This is a genomic window from Acidimicrobiales bacterium (assembly GCA_040219085.1).
In the GTDB taxonomy this organism is placed as follows: domain Bacteria; phylum Actinomycetota; class Acidimicrobiia; order Acidimicrobiales; family JAVJTC01; genus JAVJTC01.
In genome coordinates this window covers 17,460-37,654 of the sequence record JAVJTC010000022.1, presented here as the reverse complement: position 1 = coordinate 37,654, position 20,195 = coordinate 17,460, and the positions used below count along the sequence as shown (strand labels likewise).

Below are 20,195 nucleotides of genomic sequence, written 5' to 3'. Positions count from 1 at the left end.
TACCGCCGAGCTACCGACAAGGCGCGCCGAACCGCCGTTGATCGGCCGGACCGCTGGGCGTTAGTGTTCTAACGACGTAGTCCGCCGAACCCCCAGGAGGTGCGAATGGGGACCCGCACCCACCCAGGATCACTGATTCCCGACATCGAACCCGTACAGCTCCTCGAGCCGTCGGGTGAGCTGCACGACAGCGATCAATGGCCGACAGACCTCGACGCGGCCGACCTCGTCGCGATGTACGAGCACATGGTGCTGACCCGTGCACTCGACCGCGAGCTGGTCAACCTGCAGCGCCAGGGCCAGCTGGCACTCGTGGCGTCATGTCGGGGCCAGGAGGCCGCCCAGGTGGGTTCCGCCTGGGCGTGTCGCGACACCGACTGGATGACACCGCAGTACCGCGAGCTGGGTGCGGCCGTCGTGCGTGGCGTGGACCCCGTCGGCATCGGCAGGTTCTGGCGCTCCACGTGGCACGGCACCAACGAACTCCTGAAGCAGCGGATCACGCACTTCTCGGTACCGATCGCCACGCAGTGTCTCCATGCGACGGGTATCGGGCTCGGCATGAAACTCGACGACGAGGACGACGTCGTCATCTGCTACTTCGGTGACGGCGCGACGAGCGAGGGCGACGCCCACGAGGCGATGAACTTCGCCGCCGTCTTCGAGGCCCCTGTGATCTTCTTCGTCCAGAACAACCAGTGGGCCATCTCGGTACCCGTCGCCGAGCAGACCCGCTCGCTGTCGATCGCCCACAAGGCCGTCGCCTACGGAATGCCCGGCGTACGTGTCGACGGAAACGACGTGGTCGCCAGCTACGCGGTCACCCGCGAGGCCGTCGAGCGCGCCCGCGCCGGTGGCGGGCCGACGCTGATCGAGGCGGTGACCTACCGCATGGAGCCCCACACCACCTCCGACGATGCCACCCGGTACCGGCCCGAGGGCGAACTCGAGCACTGGGCGGAACTGGATCCGATCGATCGACTCGTGAAGCATCTGCGTTCGGTGGACGCCTTCGACGACGACGTCGAGAAGGCCGTCGCCGACAAGGCCGCCGCCGCGACCGCTCACCTGCGTGAGGGGATCTGGGACATCGACCCGGTCGACGCCTCCGCACTTTTCGACGACGTCTACGCCACCGAACCACCGAACTACGCCGAACAGCGCGCCCAACTCGCCGCGGAGATCGACGCACGCACCGGCGAGGGAGAGCGCTGATGGCCTCGACGATGGTGGAGGCGCTCAACCGTGCGCTACACGACTCGATGGAGGAGAACGACCGGGTCCTCACATTCGGCGAGGACGTCTCACGCCTCGGCGGCGTGTTCCGGGTGACCGAGGGCCTCAACGAGCGCTTCGGCGACAAACGCTGCTTCGACACCCCGCTGGCGGAATCGGGCATCATCGGCACGGCGATCGGGCTCGCGCTGAAGGGCTTCCGCCCGGTACCCGAGATCCAGTTCGACGGCTTCATGTACCCGGCGTTCGAGCAGATCGTCAGTCACCTCGCCAAGTTCCGCAACCGGTCCCGCGGCCAGGTCTCGATGCCCATCACGGTGCGTATCGCCGCGTTCGGCGGCATCGGCGCCGTCGAGCACCACTCCGAATCGCCCGAGACGTATCTGGTCCACACGGCGGGGCTGAAGGTCGTCACCCCGGCCACCCCGGCCGACGCCTATTCGCTGCTACGTGAGGCCATCGACGACGACGACCCCGTCTTCTTCCTGGAACCGAAGCGTCGCTACTGGTCACGGGCCGATCTGGAGTTCCCGGTACGCACCGAGCCGCTCGGGCAGGCGGTAATCCGCCGGCCAGGGACCACCGCGACCCTCGTCGCCTACGGGCCGACCACCGCAACCGCGCTGGAGGCCGCCGAGATGGCCGCAGCTGACGGCCTCGACCTCGAGGTCGTCGATCTGCGGAGCCTGTCGCCGCTCGACACCGACACGATCGTCGAGTCGGTCCGCAGGACCGGGCGCTGCGTCGTCGTTCACGAGGCCCAGCGCACGCTCGGCATGGGCGCCGAGATAGCAGCGACCGTCCAGGAGAAGGCCTTCTACCATCTCGAAGCCCCGGTTCTGCGGGCCACCGGCTTCGACACCCCCTATCCCCCGGCCACCCTCGAGGACGTCTGGCTCCCCGATGCGGAGCGTGTTCTGGACCTCGTGCACCGTTCTCTCGGATACTGACGGGACCATGTCCGACACCAGGGACTTCAAACTGCCCGACCTGGGCGAAGGCCTCGAGGAGGCCGACCTGCTCGAGTGGTACGTCGGCGTCGGCGACACGATCGGGCTGAACGACCCGTTGTGCCAGGTCGAGACCGCCAAAGCCACCGTCGACGTTCCGTCGCCGTTCGCGGGAACGGTCGTGGATCTCGTCGGCGACGTCGGTGAGACGCTGCAGGTGGGCGAGGTCTTCGTCCGCATCGACACAGCACCCCCGGGCGGGACTCCCGACGCTGACACAGTCCCCGGTGGGACGGCCCGAGGCGGAAGCCTCGCCGAGAGCACAGCGAAGACAGAGCGCAAGGCGGTACTGGTCGGCTACGGCGTCGCCGGCGACGGTGCGAAGCGGCGCCGCCGACGCGCCGGTGATTCGGCGGCCGCGACAGCCACGACCGGCAGGGCACTCGCCAAGCCCACCGTGCGCAAGCTCGCGAAGGACAACGGCATCGACCTCACGGCGCTCAGCCCCGGCACGGGCCCCGACGGCATCGTCACCCGCGAAGACGTCGAAACAGCCCTGATCGCCTCAGGCACGGTCGGAGAAGCTCTGCGGACCGTGGACGGGTCCGCCGAAGGCGGCGACAACACCGCCCGGAACTCCCGACGGGGCGGGACGGTCCGAGGCGGAAGCTTCGGCGACAACACCGCCCGGGGGGGAAGCCTCGGCGAAGACAGAGCCTCCAGCATCCCCCTCAAGGGCATCCGCAGGTCGATCGCCGACGCGATGACGCTGAGCCGGGCGACCATCCCCGACGCCGCCTGCGGCCTCACGGTGGACTGCACGAGACTCATGGCGCTGCGCGACAAGCTCCGTGAGGACCAACCCGCTCTCACACCTTTCGCCCTGATCGCCAGATTCACGGTGGCTGCGCTCGGCGACCATCCGACGATGAACGCCCGCATCGACGTCGACGCCGGCCGGATCGATCTTCTCGACGACGTCCACCTCGGCCTCGCGGTCGACACGCCCAACGGCCTGCTCGTCCCGGTCGTCAGCGCGGCGCAGACCCGCTCGACACCGGACCTCGCGTCCGAGATGCGCCGACTGGCACTCGGCGCACGGGATCGCTCCCTGACCCCGGCGGAGCTGACGGGATCCACGTTCACGATCTCCAACTTCGGCGCTTTCGGGCTCGAGGACGGCTACCCGGTGATCAATCCCCCCGAGGCGGCGATCCTCGGGGTCGGCGCCATCGTCGAACGGCCATGGGTCGTCGACGGCGCCCTCGCCGTGCGCCGGGTCGCCCGTCTCACCCTCGTGTTCGACCACCGCATCGCCGACGGCGCCCAGGCCGGCCGCTTCCTCTCGGACATTGCCACGCTGATCGAGAATCCCGAGACCATCCCGGTGACCGCATGACCCCGACGGGCCCGGACGACGCCGCGACACGGATCGCAGCTGCGACGGCCGCGACCACCGCGCCGAGCGAAAAGGGCGCCGCCCGACTCGCCGCCGCGGACAAGCTCTACGTGCGGGAGCGCATCGCGCTGCTGTTCGACCCGGACACGTTCGTCGAAGACGCGCAGTTGGCCAACGCGCTCGAGGACGATCTCCCGGCCGACGGTGTCGTGACCGGCCGCGGGCTCGTCGAGGGTCGACCTGCCCTCGTCGTCGCCAACGACCCGACGGTGAAGGCCGGATCGTGGGGTGCGCGCACGGTCGAGAAGATCGTCCGCACCACCGAGGCGGCGCTCGCCCACGAACTGCCGATCTTCTGGCTCGTCGACTCTGCCGGAGCGCGCATCACCGATCAGGTGGAACTGTTCCCCGGCCGCCGCGGCGCGGGGCGCATCTTCCACAACCAGATCAAACTGTCGGGCCTCGTCCCCCAGATCTGTTGCCTGTTCGGCCCGTCAGCAGCCGGCGGCGCCTACATCCCTTCCTTCTGCGACGTGGTCTTCATGGTCGAGGGGAACGCGTCGATGTATCTCGGCTCGCCTCGAATGGCCGAGATGGTCATCGGCGAACACGTCACGCTCGAGGAGATGGGCGGCGCCCGGATGCACGCCTCGGTCTCGGGCTGTGGCGACAACGTGTTCGGCGACGACGCCGCCGCCATCGAGGCGGCCAAGCACTGGTTCAGCTACTTCCCGACCACCTGGCACGAAGCGCCGCCGGTCTACCACGCCGAGCCGCCGACCCGTGAGCTGTCGGCATCGGACATCCCCGCGACGACGACGGAGGGGTACGACGTCCACATCGTCATCGACTCGCTGGTGGACGCCAACTCCTTCTTCGAGCTGAAGCCGCTGTGGGCGCCCGAACTCGTGGTGGGCCTGGGTCACCTCGAGGGCAACCCGATCGGCATCCTCGCGAACAACCCGGCGGTGAAGGGCGGCGTGCTCTTCGTCGACACCGCCGACAAGGCCGCCCGGTTCATCTGGCTCTGCGACGCCTTCGGGATCCCGCTGCTGTACCTCGCCGACGTGCCGGGCTTCATGATCGGCACGGCCGTCGAGCGGCAGGGCATCATCCGCCACGGGGCGAAGATGGTCACCGCCGTCTCGGAGGCGACGGTGCCCCAGATCTCGGTGGTCACACGCAAGGCCTACGGTGCCGGCCTCTACGCCATGTGCGGTCCCGCCTTCGAACCCGATGCCTGCATCGCCCTGCCCTCGGCGTCGATCGCCGTGATGGGCCCCGACGCGGCGGTGAACGCCGTGTTCGCGAACAAGATCGCCGCGATCGACGACCCCGCCGAGCGCGAGGCCTACGTCGCCGAACGCATCGTCGAATACGAAGCCGACGTCGACCTGCTGCGACTGGCCGCCGACCTGGTCATCGACGCGATCGTGGAGCCCGCGGACCTGCGCCGCGAGATCATCGCCCGACTCGCCATGGCGGCCGGCAAGGACCGCGGCCGCCCCCAGAAGCGACACGGCGTCCCGCCGGTCTGACCAGCCCGAACACGACAGGAAGCATCCGCCGATGAGCAGCGACATCTGGTTCTCCCCGGAACACGACCAGTTCCGCAAGGTCGTCCGGGACTTCGCCGAGTCCGAGATCGAACCCCATGTCGAGGACTGGGACCGTGACCACACGTTCCCCGTCGACGCCGTTCTCGCCATGGGTGAGCTCGGCCTGTTCGGGCTCCCGTTCCCCGCCGAGTTCGGCGGCTCGGAATCGGACTTCACGACACTGTGCATCGCCATCGAGGAGCTCGGTCGCGTCGACCAGTCCATCGGTATCACGCTGTCCGCGGGCGTGGGGCTTGGCGCCAACCCCATCCACAGCTTCGGCAGCGACGAGCAGAAGCAGAAGTGGCTCCCCGAGCTCGTGGCGGGCACCAAGCTCGGGGGGTTCGGCCTCACCGAACCCGATGCGGGTTCCGACGCCGGTGCCACCCGCACCAGGGCCGTGCTCGACGGTGACGAGTGGGTGATCGACGGGGCGAAGGCGTTCATCACGAACTCCGGAACCCCGATCACGTCCCTGGTCACGGTTACGGCCCGCACCGGCGAGAACGAGATCTCCGCCATCATCGTCCCGGCGGGCACGCCCGGCTTCACCGTCGAGGCGCCGTACCGCAAGATGGGTTGGCACGCCTCGGACACCCACGGGCTGTTGTTCGACGGCTGCCGGGTCCCCGCCGCGAACCTGCTCGGCGAGAGGGGCCGGGGCTTCTCGCAGTTCCTCGCCATACTCGACGACGGCCGGGTCGCGATCGCGGCGCTGGCGGTCGGCCTCGCCCAGGCATGCCTGGAGCACAGCGTGGCCTACGCGAAGGAGCGCGTCGCGTTCGGCACACCCATCGGCGCCAAACAGGCCGTGGCCTTCCGCTGCGCCGACCTCGAGGTGATGGTCGAGGCGGCCCGTCAACTGACCTACAAGGCCGCATGGCTGAAGGATCAGGGCCGTCCGTTCGGGCAGGCCGCCGCGGTCGCCAAGCTCTACGCCACGGAAGCGGCGGTGACGGCGACACGCGAGGCCACCCAGATCTTCGGCGGCTACGGCTTCATCGACGAGACCCCCGTGTCGCGGTTCTACCGGGATGCCAAGATCCTCGAGATCGGTGAGGGAACCAGCGAGATCCAGCGCCTGGTGATCAGCCGCAACCTCGGCCTCCCGGTCCAGAGCTGAGCCTGCGATGCCGGTGACACCCAAGGGCATGTGGTTCGAGGAGCTGACGGTGGGGACGGTGGTCCCCCACGCCATCACCCGGACCATCACCGAGACCGACAACGTCTTGTTCACCACGATGACGATGAACCCGGCGCCGCTGCATCTCGACGCCCACTACATGGCCACCGAGACCGAGTTCGGAAAGCCGCTCGTCAACTCGCTGTTCACCCTCGCCCTCGTCGTCGGCATCTCGGTCCACGAGGTGACCCACGGCACGACCGTTGCGAACCTGGGCTTCAGCGAGGTCACGTTCCCGGCACCGCTGTTCCCCGGCGACACGGTGCGGGTGGAGACCGAGGTCCTCGACGCACGGGAGTCCAGGAGTCGCCCGACCCAGGGCATCGTCACCTTCCAGCACAGGGCGTTCAACCAGGACGGCGACCTCGTGTGCTCGGCCACGCGCCAGGCGCTCATGCACCGTCGCCCGACCACCTGATCCGCGGGCGCGCCCCGCGCTGACTACTCGGCCAGGTCGAGCAGAGCCCGGGCCCTGCGAGCGAGCGGCTCGTCGATCATCGCCCCCTCGAACGACGCCGCCGCCTGCCCTTCGGCGATGGCGGCCTCGTACGCGGCGACCAGGCGGGTGGCCTGGTCGACCTCGTCGGGCGAAGGCGTGAACACCGTGTTCGCCCACTCGACCTGGCGCGGATGGATACAGAGCTTGCCGCCGTAGCCGATGGCCCGCCCCATGCGGGCGTCGGCGGTGAACAACTCCTCGTCGTCGAGTTCGGTCACGACCTGATCGAGCAGATGGACGCCGCCGAGGCGGGCCGCCGCCGCGACGAGCGACCGTGCCCACAGGACCTCGGTCCCTTCGGCCGTGCGCACGCCGCCGATGTCGGCGCAGTAGTCCTCAGCGCCGAAGTAGGCGACTGTCACCGGCGACGTGAGCACCTCGCGGGCGGCCATCACCCCGGCAACAGTCTCGATACCGGCACAGATCGTGAGGTCCTCCAGGTCGAGTTCGACCAGGCGTTCCGCCACGCGGGCCACGTCGGCCGGTGACTCGATCTTGGGGACGACGACCCCGGTGGTGCCGGGACTCAGCGCGCCGTCGAGGTCCTCGTCGAACCACTCTGAGCCCACGGGATTCACCCGCACGAAGATGGCGAGATCCGGATGGTCCAGTCGCAGGGCCTGGGTGGCCTCCCGTGCGTGGTGCCGCGCGTCGGGCTTGGCTGCGGGGGCGACGGCGTCCTCGAGGTCCATCACGACGCCGTCGGGCCCGGACCGCGGCAGCTTCATGAGGACGTCGGGTCGGCTCGCGGGAGCGAACAGGAGGCTGCGCAGGCGCCGGGGTGGCGCCGTCATCGACGCCCACCGCCGTGACGAACCGGCGCGGCACGGCTGGTCATGGCCGCGCTCAGAACTGCATCTCGCCGACTCCGCCCGGCGCGACGTGGACGTCGCAGGCGGTGCGCTCCCTGACGGTCTCGACGGTCTCGCCCGGCGCGAGCTCGACGAGTTCGAGACCCCCACCGTCTCGCACATCCAGAACGCAGAGGTCGGTGATGATGCGTGAGACCACCCCGACCCCGGTCAGGGGGAGGGTGCACTCGGCGAGGATCTTCGGCTCGCCCGAGCGGTTGCAGTGCTCCATCGTCACCACCACATGGCGGGCACCTGCGACGAGGTCCATCGCACCGCCCATCCCCTTGACCATCTTCCCGGGAATCATCCAGTTGGCGAGGTCGCCGTTCGCGCTGACCTGCATGGCGCCCAGGAAGCACTGGTCGATGTGGCCGCCGCGGATCATCGCGAACGAGTCCGAGCTCGAGAAGAAGCTGCAACCCGGCGTCTCGGAGACCGTCTGCTTCCCGGCGTTGATGAGGTCGGCGTCCTCGTCCCCCTCCCAGGGAAACGGGCCGATCCCCAGCATCCCGTTCTCGGACTGCAGGACGATGTTCATCCCGTCGGGGATGTAGTTGGCGATGAGGGTCGGCATCCCGATGCCGAGGTTCACGTACTGGCCGTCGGAGAGTTCCCGCGCGGCGCGCTGCACGATCTGCTCACGAGTCAACATGTCAGCCCTCCCGCTTCCGTACGGTCCGCTGCTCGATGCGTTTCTCGTAGTCAGCGCCCGCCAGGATGCGCTGGACGAAGACACCCGGGGTGTGCACGACGTCGGGGTCCAGTTCGCCGACCTCGACGAGTTCCTCCACCTCGGCGATCGTCACCCGGGCGGCGGTGGCCATGACGGGGTTGAAGTTTCGAGCCGTCTTGCGGAAGACGAGGTTTCCCTCGGCGTCGCCCTTCCAGGCCTTGACGAGAGCGAAGTCGGCGGTGATGGCCTCCTCGAGGACGAAGTGGCGATCCCCGAACATGCGCGTCTCGCGGGGGTCCGAGGTCTTGACGACCGCCCCGTTCTCGTCGTGCATCATCGGGAGACCACCGTCGGCGATCTGGGTGCCGAAGCCGGTGGGCGTATAGAAGGCCGGGATGCCGGCGCCCCCGGCTCGGATCCTCTCGGCGAACGTGCCCTGGGGAACGAGCTCGACCTCGAGCATGCCGGTGAGGAACTGGGTCTCGAAGAGCTTGTTCTCGCCGACGTAGCTCGAGATCATCTTGGCGATCTGCCGGGACTCGAGGAGCTTGCCGAGGCCGAGGCCGTCGACCCCCGCGTTGTTCGACACCGCCGTCAGGCCGGTCGCCCCGGTGCGGGCCAGCGCGTCGATGAGGTTCTCGGGGATCCCGCAGAGTCCGAAGCCTCCCGCCATTACCGTCGCCCCGTCGAAGACGTCGGCAACGGCCTCATCGGGATCGGTGAAGACCTTGCCGGCCGCCTCGCCGGTCTTGTCGGATCCTGTCATCGCCCCTCCGCGCTCGCAGACGAAGCGATCGTAACCGACCCACCTGCACACTTCGAAAGCGTCGACCCGGACCTCAGTGGCCGACGATGCCGCCGTTCGTGCCCCAGCTCGCGCGACCGGCGCCGACCCAGAGGCCGTCGATCCTCGCGAAGTGGTCGGCCCGGAAGCGCGATCCGTCGTCGTCGTCCCAGAACCCGAGGGGTAACGACGGGAACGAACAACGCGACACGATCGCTCCCGGTCGGCCCGGTGACAGCGGGACGCCGTCGTCGTCGACGACGTCGACCGCCACCCCGAGGGCCGGCCGCTGGGCCTCACCGGGCCACACGGCCGCTGTCGGGTCGCCACCGGCGAGCGCCCCGCCCGCGTCGACCCCTCCGACCGTCGCCGCCAGGTGGACATCGGCCTTCACGTTGCCGTACACCCACCCCGCGAGGTCGGGCGACGGGACCGGACCGTACGTGGTGATGGTCCTCAGCGCGGACAGACCGTGGCGCACATCGGGGCGGAGGTCCGCGCGTCGCATGGCCGCGAGATGGTCCACGTGGACCCCTAGAAGTGTCACGTCGAGATCGTCGAGGACCCCGAAGAGGCCCTGCAGTCCCGTATTCCCGGGTTCCGGATCGACCAGCACCGTGGTCGCTCCCGAAGCCATCGACGAGGCGGACCAGACCCGGGCCATCGCGTCCGGCGCGCCCCATTCGAGGACGCGGTCACCGGAGCGCACGTCGCAGTGGTACTGATGCTCCACGAGGTGTTTGAGGAGCACCCCGCCGGCGCGGTGCACCACCGGTCGTGACGCACCGTCATCCAACGTGTCGAACACGACACACAGCGGGTGGTCGAAGGGCAGGCGTTCGAAGGCCACCCTGGTCGCCTCGACCTCGGCGGTGAAGGCCTGGAGGGTGACCGCGCCGGGAGTGGTGACGGTGACGTCCGGATCCAGGTGCGGGATCACGATGCACGTCGTCACCGCCGGGAGCCGTCCCTGCAGATCCCCGAGCAGCCCGAGATGGTCGCGGGTCCCTGCGCCACCCCGATGGCCGTCGACGGTGACCAGCACCTTGGCCGCGACCGCGCCGAGGTGGGCCGCCACCCGGTCGGGACCCGCGTCGACGGGAACGGCGCAGAAGACGGCACCGATGCTCGCCGCCGCCAGCATTGCCGCCTGCGCCTCGCAGATGCCCGGCGCCCACACCCCGACCCGGTCGCCCGCACCCACGCCGTGGCGCCGCAACGCCTGTTGCATGCGGGACACGAGGTCGTGGAGTTCGGACCAGCTGAGACGGCGGGGTCCGACGGTCCGCACATGGTCGATCATCGCAGGGCCCTCGTCGCGTCGCCGCAGGAGATTCTCGGCGTAGTTGAGCCGGGCATCGGGGAACCAGCGGATCGACGAGATGTCTGCGTCCGGCGTCAGCACATGTTCACCCCGGCTACCGGCGATGACCCCGCAGTCGTCCCACACCGCTCCCCAGAAGACCTCCGGCTCGGTGACCGAGATGCGATGAGCCGTCGCGTAGTCGACGACCGGGCGGCCGGTCCGTCTGGCGAGGATCGCAGTCAGGTCGGCCAGCCGTGAGTTGGCGGCGCGCTGAGGGGTCGGTTTCCAGAGTGGCTCTGCCGTCCTGGTGGACATGGCGTGAGTGTTGCACGTCGAGCACCGGCCCTTCGACCGCGCCCGGCCGGCGGCGACCGCGGCGATACTCGGGGGGTGCCGGACCGACCCGACCGCGACCCCGACCCCGACCCCGACGAGATGTCACGGCGCGCCGCGGTCCGCACCGTGGCGTGGCGCGCCCTGGCGTGGCTCGTGCCGCTCATCGCGGTGGGGGCTCTGCTCGTCGGGCTGGGCCTACCGACGCTCGTCGTCGTCCCCGTCCTCGTCCTCGCATGGATCGTCGTCGTGTTCGAATTGGACCTCTGAGGTCCACCGGGCGCGCATGCGGAGACGGACGACACGTCGCTACCGTTCGCTACGTCGCGACAGCCCCGGGGTCGCACGTCCGCCCAGACCGGCCAGGAGGCCAGATGACCACCTCACGAACGGAGACGCTCACCGCTACCGACGGTGGCGAGTTCTCCGGCCACCTCGTCTGCCCCGACAGCGGCTCGGGACCGGGCCTCGTCGTCATCCAGGAGGTGTTCGGGGTCAACGACTACGTCCGTGACGTGTGCGAGCGTTTCGCGGGCCTCGGCTACGTGGTCCTGGCTCCGGACATGTTCTGGCGCCTCGAGCCGGGCCTCGAGCTCCCCCCGACCGACGAGGGACTCACGGAGGCGATCGGCTACGCGAACCGCTTCGACTGGACCACCGGGATCGCCGACGCCTTCACCTCCCTCGCGCACCTCGGTGCTCTCGACGAAACCATCGGGCATCCCGGTATCGCCGGAATGTGTTTCGGTGGGACGGTCGCCTTCCGCGCAGCGGCCGAAGGCGACCCCGCTGTCTGCGTGTCCTACTACGGCAGCGGCGTGCCCGAGGCTCTCGACGCGGGAAACGACATCACCTGCCCGACCCTCGTGCACTTCGGTCGCCTCGACCCCTTCATGCCCGAGGGTGGAATGGCGGCTGTGGCCGCCTGGGCCCGGGACCGCTCCAACGTCGACGTCGTCTTCCACGACGCCGGCCATGCCTTCGACAACCACACCAACCCCGCATTCTCGAACCCCTCGGCGGCAGCCGCAGCGTGGGACGTGACGGCGGGCTTCCTCGCCACGCACCTGCCCACGTGAGTCCCCGACGCGCCCGGGCGACGCGAAGTAGCCTGCGTTCACCATCTCCAGGGGGTCACAGTGGCAGATCGTAGGAGCCAGGAAGATCAGCTCGCTTCCGTCAGCATCTTCGCCGAGATGTCCAAACGAGAGCTCAAGGCGCTCCGCCGGCTCATGACGCCGGTTCAGGTCTCAGAGGGACGCGAGCTGACCCGACAGGACGAACCCGGGCGCGAGTTCATGGTCATCCTCGAGGGCACCGCGGTGGTGAGACGCAACGGCCGCAAGGTCGCCGATCTCGGTCCCGGTGACTTCCTCGGGGAACTCGCCGTGCTGTCGGGCGCACCACGCACGGCCACCGTCGTGGCCACCAGCGAGATGAGTCTCGAGGTCCTGAACCGGCGCGAGCTGATGACCATGCTCGACGAGAACCCGCGGGTGGCCCGCAAGATCCTCGTCGGTGCCGTCAAGCGCCTTCACGACCTGGAGACGTCGAAGACGGCTTGAGCCTCCGTCTGCATTGTCGCCGCGGTGGACATCGGGTACCGTCTGGCTCGTCATGGTCGGAGTGATCATCGGGGCCTATGCCGCGGTAAACGTCATCGGCGTGCTCATGCTCGCCCTCTCTGGCGCGTTCAGGGACCTCTTCAGCCGCTTCAGTGACGTCGCCGACCTGAACGACAACGGCCACGTCCTGCGGGATCCCTCGGGCGAATGGATCGAGAACCACGAGTTCTGGGAACTCTCCGAGGTCGAAGAAGTCGCCTTCTAGCGGTACCGGCCGGTCCCGTCCCGTCTACTCCCGGTCGTCGGGGCGTCGTCGACGGATCCAGAGGCTCCCGCCCGGGTTGACCACTGCCGCCGCCCCCAGTGACGCGATCGCGTCGGGTCGGTGGCGCGCCAGCCACGGCGCGAACACGACGACCTCGAAGTCCGTGTTGAACGCGAGAAACGCTCTGACGAGGTACGCCTCGTTCCAGGCCCGACCTCCCAGCAACCACTCCCTCGGGTACTGGAAATTGCCGAACACGTCGTGGAAGTGCACCAGCACACCGGGCGCCAGGCGCGGCAGGAGCTCGAGGACGATGTGGTTCACGTCCGATGCCGCCTTGACGACATGGGTCGAGTCGACGAACAGGACGTCGCCGTCCCCCAGCTCCGCGGCCAGCGCGGGACCCACGTCCTGGATCGGCTCCGCAACCAGCGTGAAGTCCGCCGGCACCGTGTCGCCGAGGAGTCCCCGGAGCCGCTCGGGATGGGGATCCACGCTCACGAGGGCGAACGGCGCCCCGCCGAGTCGGTCACGGACATCGAGGGCGAGCACCGTCGAGTAGCCGGCACCCACCTCCAGAATCCGTCGGGGGCGGGCCCACTGCAGCATTGCCGCGTAGACCACTCCGTCGCCCCACGGATAGGGGCGGTTGTCGTAGTGGTACAGAAGATCACCGGCCTCGCCCGGATCGGCCGCGAAGGGCAGGGCACGGGCGAACGGGGCGAGCTCGTCGATCAGCTCCAGTTGCTCGGCGACCCGTAGATCGACGCCTGCGAACTCCTCGCGATCGGCGAACAGCGTGGCCGACCGCGCCCGTAGACGGGCGATGTCCGGGTGGGGCGAGTAGTAGTGGCCGCGACGGACGCGCAGGCGCTGCACGGCCCTGCGGAGCCGATCCGGCAGCCGATCAGCCGCATCGCCCAGGCGCCGGACCGCAGAGAGGGCGCGCGGGCCGGAGTGGGACATGGCCCAACACTACGCCCCGGGCCGGGCCCGGCACCTCGGCGACCCGCACAGATCAGATGCTCCGCGGCACCACGGCGACCCGCACACATCAGACCCTGCGCAGCACCTCGGCGACCCAGCGGTCGTCGACGGGTACCGCCGCCAGCGTCTCGATCGCCGCGATGACGAAATCGACGACCACCGTCGGCGCGGTCCCGTCGGCGAGATCCAACACGAGGCCGCGCCGGTTGTGGTCCTGGCGGACCTCGGCGCCGGGCGGCACCATGACCCCACTCTCGGCGAGCTGTCGCACCACGAACCGACCGGCGGGGTGCTGTAGCCCAAGGTTGGCGGGAACGCGTCGACGACGCCGCATGTGGGCCGGAATCCACGTTCCCGTCGGCACCGCGGGGCCGCGATTGGAGAAGGCCCGCGAGAACGGCGCTTCCGCTGGGAGGTCGTCCTCGTCCACCCACGGTTGGATGTTCACCCAACCGCGGCCGTCGGCCGTGGCGACGAGGCCCTCCATCGCTTCGACGAGCTCGGCCGGGTCCCCTCTTCGGAACTGGATACCGACGGCCTCGAGCGACATCGGGCCATGATCGCACGCCCCCCGATGGTTTCCGATCTCCCCCTCGCAGCCCGGTAGCGTTGTCGGTCCCCCGCCACGGAGAACCGACAGATGATTCAACCCGACCGACCCCTGCGGGTCGCCGCCCTCGCCAAGCAGATCCCCGTCGTCGAGGATCTCCACCTCGACGACGACGGTCGCCTCATCCGTGACGGCCTCGAACTGCACATGAACGACTACTGCCGGCGAGCGGTCCGCAAGGGCATCGAGATCGCCGAGGCCTCAGGTGGCACGTTGACCGTCATCACGATGGGACCGCCCTCGGCGGACACGGTGCTGCGTGAGGCCATCGCCTGCGGTGCCCATGCGGGCATCCACGTGTGCGATCCGGCCTGCGCCGGTTCCGACACCTGGGCGACGGCGAAGACCCTCGCGGCGGCGATCGAGGCGACCGGACCCTTCGACCTGATCCTGTGCGGACGCAACGCTGTCGACGCCGACACCGGCCAGGTCCCCCCGGAACTCGCCGAGTTCCTGGGGATGCCCTTCGTCGCCGGCGTACGTGAACTCTCCCTCGAGGGCGACACGCTCGCGGTCGGCCTCGAACACGACGACGAGTGGGTCGAGGCCACCGTGGCGCTCCCCGCCATCGTGTCGTGCGCCGAACGCCTCTGTGACCCTTGCAAGATCAAGGATCCGGCGGTGTGGGCCAAGGTGGACGCCACGATGATCACCCTGCTCTCAGCGGCCGAGCTCGGACCGGGGCCATGGGGTGCTCCGGCGAGTCCGACCTCGGTCGGCGAGGTCCGACAGGTGGCGATCGATCGCGAGAACCTGGTTCTCGACGGATCGACGGGCGGTGCCGTGAATGCGGCCGTGGTGTCGACGATGGAGGCGCTCGTTCGGCGGGGCGCACTGGTCGACGCCCACCATGACGGCCCGGCGACCCCGACCGTTCCGCAGACCGGTGGAGACGGCCCCGTCGTCGCCGTGTGCGTGGAACCCGCACGCGACACCATGACGGCCGAGCTGCTCGGCGCCGCCGCCACACTGGCCGCCGAACTCGGCGGATCCGTCGTGGCGATCGGCCCCGCACCTGTCGGCGACCTCGGACCTCAGGGTGCGGACGTGGTCGTCGAACTCGACGGAGCGACGGTCGAGGAAGACATCGCCCACGGTGTCGCCGACTGGGCCGGTGAGACCATCCCGTGGGCGATTCTGGCCCCCGGAACCGCCTGGGGACGCGAGGTCGCGTCACGCGTCGCCGCCCGCGTGGACGCCGGCCTCACCGGCGACGCGGTGGGGCTCGCGGTGAGGGCCGGGCGACTCGTCGCCGACAAGCCCGCATTCGGCGGGAGCCTCGTCGCCGAGATCCACGCATCGTCGGCGATACAGATGGCGACAGTACGCGCCGGTGTCCTGCCCGTGTCGACGCCGCGTGATGGCGTCGCGGCGACGATGCAGCGCCGCGCCGTCGACGCGCGCAGCCGCGTCCGGGTCGTGGACCGTCGGCGCGAGGACGACGCCGAGGAGCTGGCGACCGCGCAGGTCGTCATCGGTGTCGGCCAGGGCATCGACCCCGCCGACTACCCGGCGATCAACGCCCACGCAGCCGAGTTGGGGGCCGCTCTGTGCGCCACCCGCAAGGTGACGGACAACGGTTGGATGCCCCGGGCCCGCCAGGTCGGCATCACGGGGCACTCCATCGCTCCCCGTCTCTACATCGCCGTCGGCCTGTCGGGGAAGTACAACCACACCGCGGGGGTCAATGCCGCGGGCACGATCGTCGCGGTCAATCCCGACAGCGAGGCGCCCGTGTTCGGTTACGCCGACGTCGGCATCGTCGGCGACTGGCGCGAGGTGCTCGAGGCGCTGACTCCGGCGATCGTGGCCGCGTCCCGCTGACGCCACCGGCCTCAGATGGGCCGGGCCGTGCCGACGTACATCGAGGCGAAGACGGCGCCGCCGGGCAGGCGCCGCCGCTCGACGTCCACAGCGAAGCCGGCCCGACGGATGATCTCGTCGATCGCGCGGTCGAGGTTGCACCCACCCGCGAGCGGCTTCCAGAGCGGATTGAGACGCTTCTGCCAGCGACGCGCCCCGGCGTCGGGGGCCCGGCCGTGTTCGAAGAACCGCAGGGTCCCACCGGGCCGCAGCACGCGCCGCATCTCAGCCAGCGACGCGTCCACGTCCGGGATCGTGCACAAGGTCAACGTGACGAGGATCTCGTCGACGGTGTGGTCACCGAGAGGTAGGCGGTCACCGTCGAGATCCGCGAAGGCCACCGGCACCCGGCTGGCAGCGAGCCTGCCGGCCGCCAGGCGTCGGCCGACGGTGGCGGGATCGACAGCGGTCACCGAATCGACCGAGTCGGGGTAGTGGGCGACGTTGAGTCCGGACCCGAAGCCCACCTCGAGCACCTCGCCCGACAGGGCCGAGCAGACCTCCGTGCGCAGGTCCCGCAGAGCAGGTGTGTCCGCGACCCGGTCGATGACACGGGGCAGGATCTGCTCGCGGTAGAGGCCCACGCCGACGACGGTACCGCGCAGCCGGATCACGAGCGGCCCACGCGGTACCGTCGCCGACGATGAGTCGTGACCGGGACTGGTACGAGAACTGGGAGAACCTCCCCGACCGTGACCCGGCCTTGTTGGCGGCCGCAACGGCCCTGCTGCTACGCGACGGACCGTCGGGGCCTGAGGTCCTCCTCGTCCGACACGCCCGTTCCGACCGCTTCGTGAGCGGCGTCTGGGCGTTCCCCGGCGGACAGGTGGAGGACGTCGACATCCACGGGGAGGCCAACCGGTTCAGCCCGTCGGTGGGCCGAAACGCCGCGGCACGCGAGACCGCCGAGGAGGTCGACCTCGTCGTCGACCCGCAGGCGCTGGAGCCCTGGTCGCTGTGGATCCCACCCCCGGCGGCACCCAAGCGCTATTCGACCTGGTTCTTCGTCGCCACCGCTCCGGCCGGCATGGCCGAGCCCGACGGAGCCGAGATCACCGACCACGTCTGGACGACGCCGACGGAGGCGTTCTCCCGGCGCGACGCGGGCGAGATCCGCCTCCTCCCGCCCACCTATCTGTCGCTGCTCGACCTCGCCCGCCACGACGACGTCGCATCGGTCCTCGCCGAGGCGCGGACGCGGGAACCGCCGACGTACCGCACGAACCTCGTCATGATCACCGATGGTGCAGTGGCGATGTGGGAGGGCGACGCCGGTTGGGAGACCGGCGACACCGACACACCCGGTCCCCGTCACCGCCTGTGGATGCGCGATGCCGCCTGGCACCTCGAGATCTCCTGACGGACGGCCCCGACCGCACCCCGCAGGCCTGTAGCGTGCACGGTTCATGGCGTTGATGGACCCCACAGAACGGGCCCGGGTCGGGCTCACCTCCGCCGAGGTCGCCGACCGCGTCCGCGCAGGACGAACCAACGACGTTCCCGATGCCCCTGTACGCACCTTCGGCCAGATCGTGCGGGCGAACGTGCTGACGCCGGTCAACGCGATCATGCTGACGCTGTTCGTGCTCATCCTGGTGGCCGGCGCCCCCCGTGATGCTCTGTTCGTGGGCGTGGTCCTGTCCAACAGCGTCATCGGCATCGCCCAGGAGGTCCGCGCCCGGCGCGAACTCGAGCGGCTCGCGGTCCTGTCGGCGCCCAAGGCGCGTGTGCTCAGGGACGGCGAGGTCAGCGAGGTCGGCGTGAGCGAGGTCGTGGCGGACGATGTCATCGAGTTGAGCCCCGGCGATCAGGTCGTCGTCGACGGCGAAGTGGTGAGCTGCCTCGGGTTGGAGATCGACGAATCCCTCCTCACCGGCGAAGCGGACCCCGTCGACAAGTCCACGGGCGACGAGGTGATGTCGGGATCGTTCGTGTCAGCGGGGTCCGGACGCTACGTGGCGACGCGGATAGGCACCGAGGCGTACGCCGTCTCGCTCGCCGAAGAGGCGAGACAGTTCAGCCTCGTCAACTCGGAGCTCCGTTCCGGGATCAACCTCGTACTGCGCGCCCTCATCATCCTCATCCCCCCCGCATCGGTCCTGTTGCTGATCTCGCTCCTCGACGCCGAGGACACCTGGCAGGAGGCACTCACCGGGACTGTCGCCGCCGCGGTCGCCATGGTGCCCGACGGCCTCGTCCTGTTGACCTCGCTCGCGTTCATGGCCGGGGTCATCGCACTCGCACGCCAACGCGCGCTGACCAAGGAGCTGGCCACCGTCGAACTTCTCGCCCGCGTGGACACCCTTTGTCTGGACAAGACCGGGACCATCACCACCGGCGAGATCTCCTTCGGCGAGCTGCGTCCCGTGGGCGGCCACTCGCTCGAGGAGGCCCGCCAAGCCCTCGGCGCGATCGTGGCGTCGGACCCGTCGCCGAATGCGACCCTCGCGGCCGTGGCCACCGCCGTGGACGAACCCACGGGCTGGACGATGGTCCACACCGAACCGTTCTCGTCGGCACGCAAGTGGTCTGCCACCGAGTTCGAAGACCGGGGCGTCTACTACTTCGGCGCTCCCGACATCCTCTTCGACGACGATGACGTGACCGAACGTGAGCGCGCCTCGGCCGCGGCGGCCGAAGGACACCGGGTGCTGTTACTGGCCCGCGCCGACGGGAGCTTCGAGGGGGACGCGCTGCCCGCCCGGCGTGAGCCGGTGGCCCTCGTCCTGCTCGACGACACCGTGCGCCCCGACGCCCCCGAGATCCTCGACTACTTCCGCCGCCAGGGCGTCACGCTGAAGGTCATCTCCGGCGACAACGTGGCCACGGTGGCATCGGTGGCCCGACGGGCCGGTGTGCCCGATGCCGACACGGCGATCGACGCGAGGGGACTGCCCGACGACATCGACGAGCTCGCGGATGTCCTCGAGGAGACGGCCGTCTTCGGCCGGGTGACACCCCACCAGAAGCGGGCGATGGTCTCCGCTCTCCAGTCGAGGGGACACATCGTCGCGATGACCGGTGACGGCGTGAATGACGTGCTCGCCCTGAAGGACTCCGACATGGGGATCGCGATGGGCTCGGGCTCGTCCTCGACGAGAGCGGTCGCCCAACTGGTCCTGTTGGACAACTCGTTCGCCACCCTCCCCCGCGTGCTCGCCGAGGGTCGCAAGGTCATCAACAACATCGAGCGGGTCGCCAACCTCTTCGTCGCGAAGGCGACCTACGCGCTCGTCCTGACCGCCGTGATCGGCATCATCGGTGTGTCGTTCCCGTTCCTACCCCGGCACCTAACGTTGATCGGTACGTTCTCGATCGGGCTACCGGGTCTCTTCCTGGCCCTGGCCCCGAACGTGAACCTCGTAGAAACCGGCTTCATCCGACGTGTACTCAAGTTCTCGATCCCGGCCGGGATCATCGCTGCCACCGGGACGCTGATCGTCTACGAGTTCGCGCGCCGCGACACCGACGTCACCTTGGACGAGGCCCGCACCATCGCCACGATGACCCTTCTCGGCTTCGGGCTCATGATCCTCATCACGGCGAGCCGCCCGCTCGTGGCGTGGAAGCTGGGGCTGGTTCTCGCGATGGTCGCCTCGTACGCGCTCGTGATGGCCTGGGACTTCACCCGGGACTACTTCGAGCTCGACAACCCGGATCTGTGGTTGTGGGGGCCGGCGGCGACAGCGGTGGTGGTGGGCGGAGCGATGATTCTCGCCCTCCCGAAGGTGATCCCGGGTCTCACGCTCGCCCGTGCGAGTGACTGACCGCCGGCTACGACGGCTCTGAGCCGCGTTCCCCCAGCAGCAACATCGGCCACAGGAGCCCCATCGACACCGATCCGTGCGGGAATCGCAACAGGATCGTCAACGGTCCTCAACCGCGTCGTCGGTTCCCGCTGGTCTGATGGACCCAGCGGAAAGGAACCGACATGGACGAGCGCGACCGGATCAGATGGGCCGACGAGCCGACGATCGACGACGCCTCCGACGACGAGTTCCTCGCCGCACTGCTCGCCCGTCGCCGTGACGACTTCGCCGAGCTGCGGGAGCTCAACGAGGTCGCCTGACCCGCCCCGGTCACGCCGTCG

The 20,195-nt window shown here is 69.5% G+C and carries 21 protein-coding genes; 14 read left to right on the top strand and 7 right to left on the bottom strand.

Annotated elements, in window-relative coordinates:
- Positions 1–105: 105 nt before the first annotated feature.
- From pdhA to RIE08_09410, 6 genes are read left to right on the top strand one after another with little or no spacing between them, the layout of a single operon-like run.
- Entirely contained in the window at positions 106–1,215 is a 1,110-nt protein-coding gene (gene pdhA, locus RIE08_09435) for a pyruvate dehydrogenase (acetyl-transferring) E1 component subunit alpha (protein MEQ8717821.1), read from the top strand.
- The gene (locus RIE08_09430; protein ID MEQ8717820.1) at positions 1,215–2,186 is read left to right on the top strand and encodes an alpha-ketoacid dehydrogenase subunit beta; all 972 of its coding nucleotides are present in this window, start codon (positions 1,215–1,217) and stop codon (positions 2,184–2,186) included. The genes pdhA and RIE08_09430 overlap by 1 nt, the downstream gene beginning before the upstream one ends.
- Positions 2,187–2,193: 7 nt before the next feature.
- Entirely contained in the window at positions 2,194–3,585 is a 1,392-nt protein-coding gene (locus RIE08_09425; protein ID MEQ8717819.1) for a dihydrolipoamide acetyltransferase family protein, read from the top strand.
- Positions 3,582–5,123 (top strand): acyl-CoA carboxylase subunit beta, encoded by a 1,542-nt coding sequence (locus RIE08_09420; protein ID MEQ8717818.1) that lies wholly within the window; start codon positions 3,582–3,584, stop codon positions 5,121–5,123. The genes RIE08_09425 and RIE08_09420 overlap by 4 nt, the downstream gene beginning before the upstream one ends.
- Positions 5,124–5,154: 31 nt before the next feature.
- Complete coding sequence (locus tag RIE08_09415) at positions 5,155–6,306, top strand: acyl-CoA dehydrogenase family protein (GenBank protein MEQ8717817.1); 1,152 nt, start codon at positions 5,155–5,157, stop codon at positions 6,304–6,306.
- 7 nt (positions 6,307–6,313) lie between these two features.
- A complete protein-coding gene (locus RIE08_09410) occupies positions 6,314–6,784 on the top strand; it encodes a MaoC family dehydratase (protein MEQ8717816.1) in 471 nt (156 codons plus the stop codon).
- A 23-nt stretch (positions 6,785–6,807) separates the two neighbouring features.
- Here the strand turns inward: RIE08_09410 and RIE08_09405 are convergent, their stop codons facing one another.
- The 4 genes from RIE08_09405 to RIE08_09390 form a co-directional block, all read right to left on the bottom strand.
- The gene (locus RIE08_09405) at positions 6,808–7,659 is read right to left on the bottom strand and encodes a CoA ester lyase (GenBank protein MEQ8717815.1); all 852 of its coding nucleotides are present in this window, start codon (positions 7,657–7,659) and stop codon (positions 6,808–6,810) included.
- A 52-nt stretch (positions 7,660–7,711) separates the two neighbouring features.
- Positions 7,712–8,371 carry a 3-oxoacid CoA-transferase subunit B gene (locus RIE08_09400; GenBank protein MEQ8717814.1) on the bottom strand — a complete coding sequence of 220 codons (660 nt, stop codon included), beginning with the start codon at positions 8,369–8,371 and terminating at the stop codon, positions 7,712–7,714.
- A gap of 1 nt (position 8,372) precedes the next feature.
- Entirely contained in the window at positions 8,373–9,158 is a 786-nt protein-coding gene (locus RIE08_09395; GenBank protein MEQ8717813.1) for a CoA transferase subunit A, read from the bottom strand.
- Positions 9,159–9,231: 73 nt separating this feature from the next.
- Positions 9,232–10,797 (bottom strand): AMP-binding protein, encoded by a 1,566-nt coding sequence (locus RIE08_09390; GenBank protein ID MEQ8717812.1) that lies wholly within the window; start codon positions 10,795–10,797, stop codon positions 9,232–9,234.
- A gap of 75 nt (positions 10,798–10,872) precedes the next feature.
- Here RIE08_09390 and RIE08_09385 point away from each other — a divergent pair, with 75 nt between their 5' ends.
- From RIE08_09385 to RIE08_09370, 4 genes are all read left to right on the top strand, one after another.
- Positions 10,873–11,085, top strand: coding sequence for a hypothetical protein (locus RIE08_09385; GenBank protein MEQ8717811.1), 213 nt, complete (start codon positions 10,873–10,875; stop codon positions 11,083–11,085).
- Between the two features lie 104 nt (positions 11,086–11,189).
- Positions 11,190–11,894: a dienelactone hydrolase family protein gene (locus tag RIE08_09380; GenBank protein MEQ8717810.1), complete on the top strand. Its 705-nt coding sequence runs from the start codon at positions 11,190–11,192 to the stop codon at positions 11,892–11,894.
- 117 nt (positions 11,895–12,011) lie between these two features.
- Positions 12,012–12,380 (top strand): cyclic nucleotide-binding domain-containing protein, encoded by a 369-nt coding sequence (locus RIE08_09375; GenBank protein MEQ8717809.1) that lies wholly within the window; start codon positions 12,012–12,014, stop codon positions 12,378–12,380.
- A 52-nt stretch (positions 12,381–12,432) separates the two neighbouring features.
- Positions 12,433–12,645, top strand: a complete 213-nt coding sequence (locus RIE08_09370) for a hypothetical protein (GenBank protein ID MEQ8717808.1) — start codon at positions 12,433–12,435, stop codon at positions 12,643–12,645.
- 24 nt (positions 12,646–12,669) lie between these two features.
- On the opposite strand, the gene RIE08_09365 is transcribed toward RIE08_09370, so the two are convergent.
- On the bottom strand, positions 12,670–13,611 hold the full coding sequence (locus RIE08_09365; protein ID MEQ8717807.1) for a class I SAM-dependent methyltransferase: 942 nt from the start codon (positions 13,609–13,611) through the stop codon (positions 12,670–12,672).
- Positions 13,612–13,699: 88 nt separating this feature from the next.
- Positions 13,700–14,182, bottom strand: a complete 483-nt coding sequence (locus RIE08_09360) for a hypothetical protein (GenBank protein MEQ8717806.1) — start codon at positions 14,180–14,182, stop codon at positions 13,700–13,702.
- Positions 14,183–14,272: 90 nt separating this feature from the next.
- On the opposite strand from RIE08_09360, the gene RIE08_09355 reads away from it, so the two are divergent.
- Positions 14,273–16,066 (top strand): FAD-binding protein, encoded by a 1,794-nt coding sequence (locus RIE08_09355; GenBank protein ID MEQ8717805.1) that lies wholly within the window; start codon positions 14,273–14,275, stop codon positions 16,064–16,066.
- Between the two features lie 11 nt (positions 16,067–16,077).
- Here RIE08_09355 and RIE08_09350 read toward each other — a convergent pair whose 3' ends face one another.
- Complete coding sequence (locus RIE08_09350; GenBank protein MEQ8717804.1) at positions 16,078–16,689, bottom strand: class I SAM-dependent methyltransferase; 612 nt, start codon at positions 16,687–16,689, stop codon at positions 16,078–16,080.
- A gap of 59 nt (positions 16,690–16,748) precedes the next feature.
- On the opposite strand from RIE08_09350, the gene RIE08_09345 reads away from it, so the two are divergent.
- From RIE08_09345 to RIE08_09335, 3 genes are all read left to right on the top strand, one after another.
- Positions 16,749–17,465 (top strand): NUDIX hydrolase, encoded by a 717-nt coding sequence (locus RIE08_09345; protein MEQ8717803.1) that lies wholly within the window; start codon positions 16,749–16,751, stop codon positions 17,463–17,465.
- A 46-nt stretch (positions 17,466–17,511) separates the two neighbouring features.
- Positions 17,512–19,872, top strand: coding sequence for an HAD-IC family P-type ATPase (locus tag RIE08_09340; GenBank protein ID MEQ8717802.1), 2,361 nt, complete (start codon positions 17,512–17,514; stop codon positions 19,870–19,872).
- 164 nt (positions 19,873–20,036) lie between these two features.
- The gene (locus tag RIE08_09335) at positions 20,037–20,174 is read left to right on the top strand and encodes a hypothetical protein (protein ID MEQ8717801.1); all 138 of its coding nucleotides are present in this window, start codon (positions 20,037–20,039) and stop codon (positions 20,172–20,174) included.
- The last annotated feature ends 21 nt before the right edge of the window (positions 20,175–20,195 follow it).

Excerpts from the sequence above, each read along its gene's own strand:
- pdhA (MEQ8717821.1), top strand. The coding sequence starts at position 106 with ATGGGGACCCGCACCCACCCAGGATCACTGATTCCCGACATCGAACCC.
- RIE08_09430 (MEQ8717820.1), top strand. The coding sequence starts at position 1,215 with ATGGCCTCGACGATGGTGGAGGCGCTCAACCGTGCGCTACACGACTCG.
- RIE08_09425 (MEQ8717819.1), top strand. The coding sequence starts at position 2,194 with ATGTCCGACACCAGGGACTTCAAACTGCCCGACCTGGGCGAAGGCCTC.
- RIE08_09420 (MEQ8717818.1), top strand. The coding sequence starts at position 3,582 with ATGACCCCGACGGGCCCGGACGACGCCGCGACACGGATCGCAGCTGCG.
- RIE08_09415 (MEQ8717817.1), top strand. The coding sequence starts at position 5,155 with ATGAGCAGCGACATCTGGTTCTCCCCGGAACACGACCAGTTCCGCAAG.
- RIE08_09410 (MEQ8717816.1), top strand. The coding sequence starts at position 6,314 with ATGCCGGTGACACCCAAGGGCATGTGGTTCGAGGAGCTGACGGTGGGG.
- RIE08_09405 (MEQ8717815.1), bottom strand. The coding sequence starts at position 7,659 with ATGACGGCGCCACCCCGGCGCCTGCGCAGCCTCCTGTTCGCTCCCGCG.
- RIE08_09400 (MEQ8717814.1), bottom strand. The coding sequence starts at position 8,371 with ATGTTGACTCGTGAGCAGATCGTGCAGCGCGCCGCGCGGGAACTCTCC.
- RIE08_09395 (MEQ8717813.1), bottom strand. The coding sequence starts at position 9,158 with ATGACAGGATCCGACAAGACCGGCGAGGCGGCCGGCAAGGTCTTCACC.
- RIE08_09390 (MEQ8717812.1), bottom strand. The coding sequence starts at position 10,797 with ATGTCCACCAGGACGGCAGAGCCACTCTGGAAACCGACCCCTCAGCGC.
- RIE08_09380 (MEQ8717810.1), top strand. The coding sequence starts at position 11,190 with ATGACCACCTCACGAACGGAGACGCTCACCGCTACCGACGGTGGCGAG.
- RIE08_09375 (MEQ8717809.1), top strand. The coding sequence starts at position 12,012 with ATGTCCAAACGAGAGCTCAAGGCGCTCCGCCGGCTCATGACGCCGGTT.
- RIE08_09370 (MEQ8717808.1), top strand. The coding sequence starts at position 12,433 with ATGGTCGGAGTGATCATCGGGGCCTATGCCGCGGTAAACGTCATCGGC.
- RIE08_09365 (MEQ8717807.1), bottom strand. The coding sequence starts at position 13,611 with ATGTCCCACTCCGGCCCGCGCGCCCTCTCTGCGGTCCGGCGCCTGGGC.
- RIE08_09360 (MEQ8717806.1), bottom strand. The coding sequence starts at position 14,182 with ATGTCGCTCGAGGCCGTCGGTATCCAGTTCCGAAGAGGGGACCCGGCC.
- RIE08_09355 (MEQ8717805.1), top strand. The coding sequence starts at position 14,273 with ATGATTCAACCCGACCGACCCCTGCGGGTCGCCGCCCTCGCCAAGCAG.
- RIE08_09345 (MEQ8717803.1), top strand. The coding sequence starts at position 16,749 with ATGAGTCGTGACCGGGACTGGTACGAGAACTGGGAGAACCTCCCCGAC.
- RIE08_09340 (MEQ8717802.1), top strand. The coding sequence starts at position 17,512 with ATGGCGTTGATGGACCCCACAGAACGGGCCCGGGTCGGGCTCACCTCC.
- RIE08_09335 (MEQ8717801.1), top strand. The coding sequence starts at position 20,037 with ATGGACGAGCGCGACCGGATCAGATGGGCCGACGAGCCGACGATCGAC.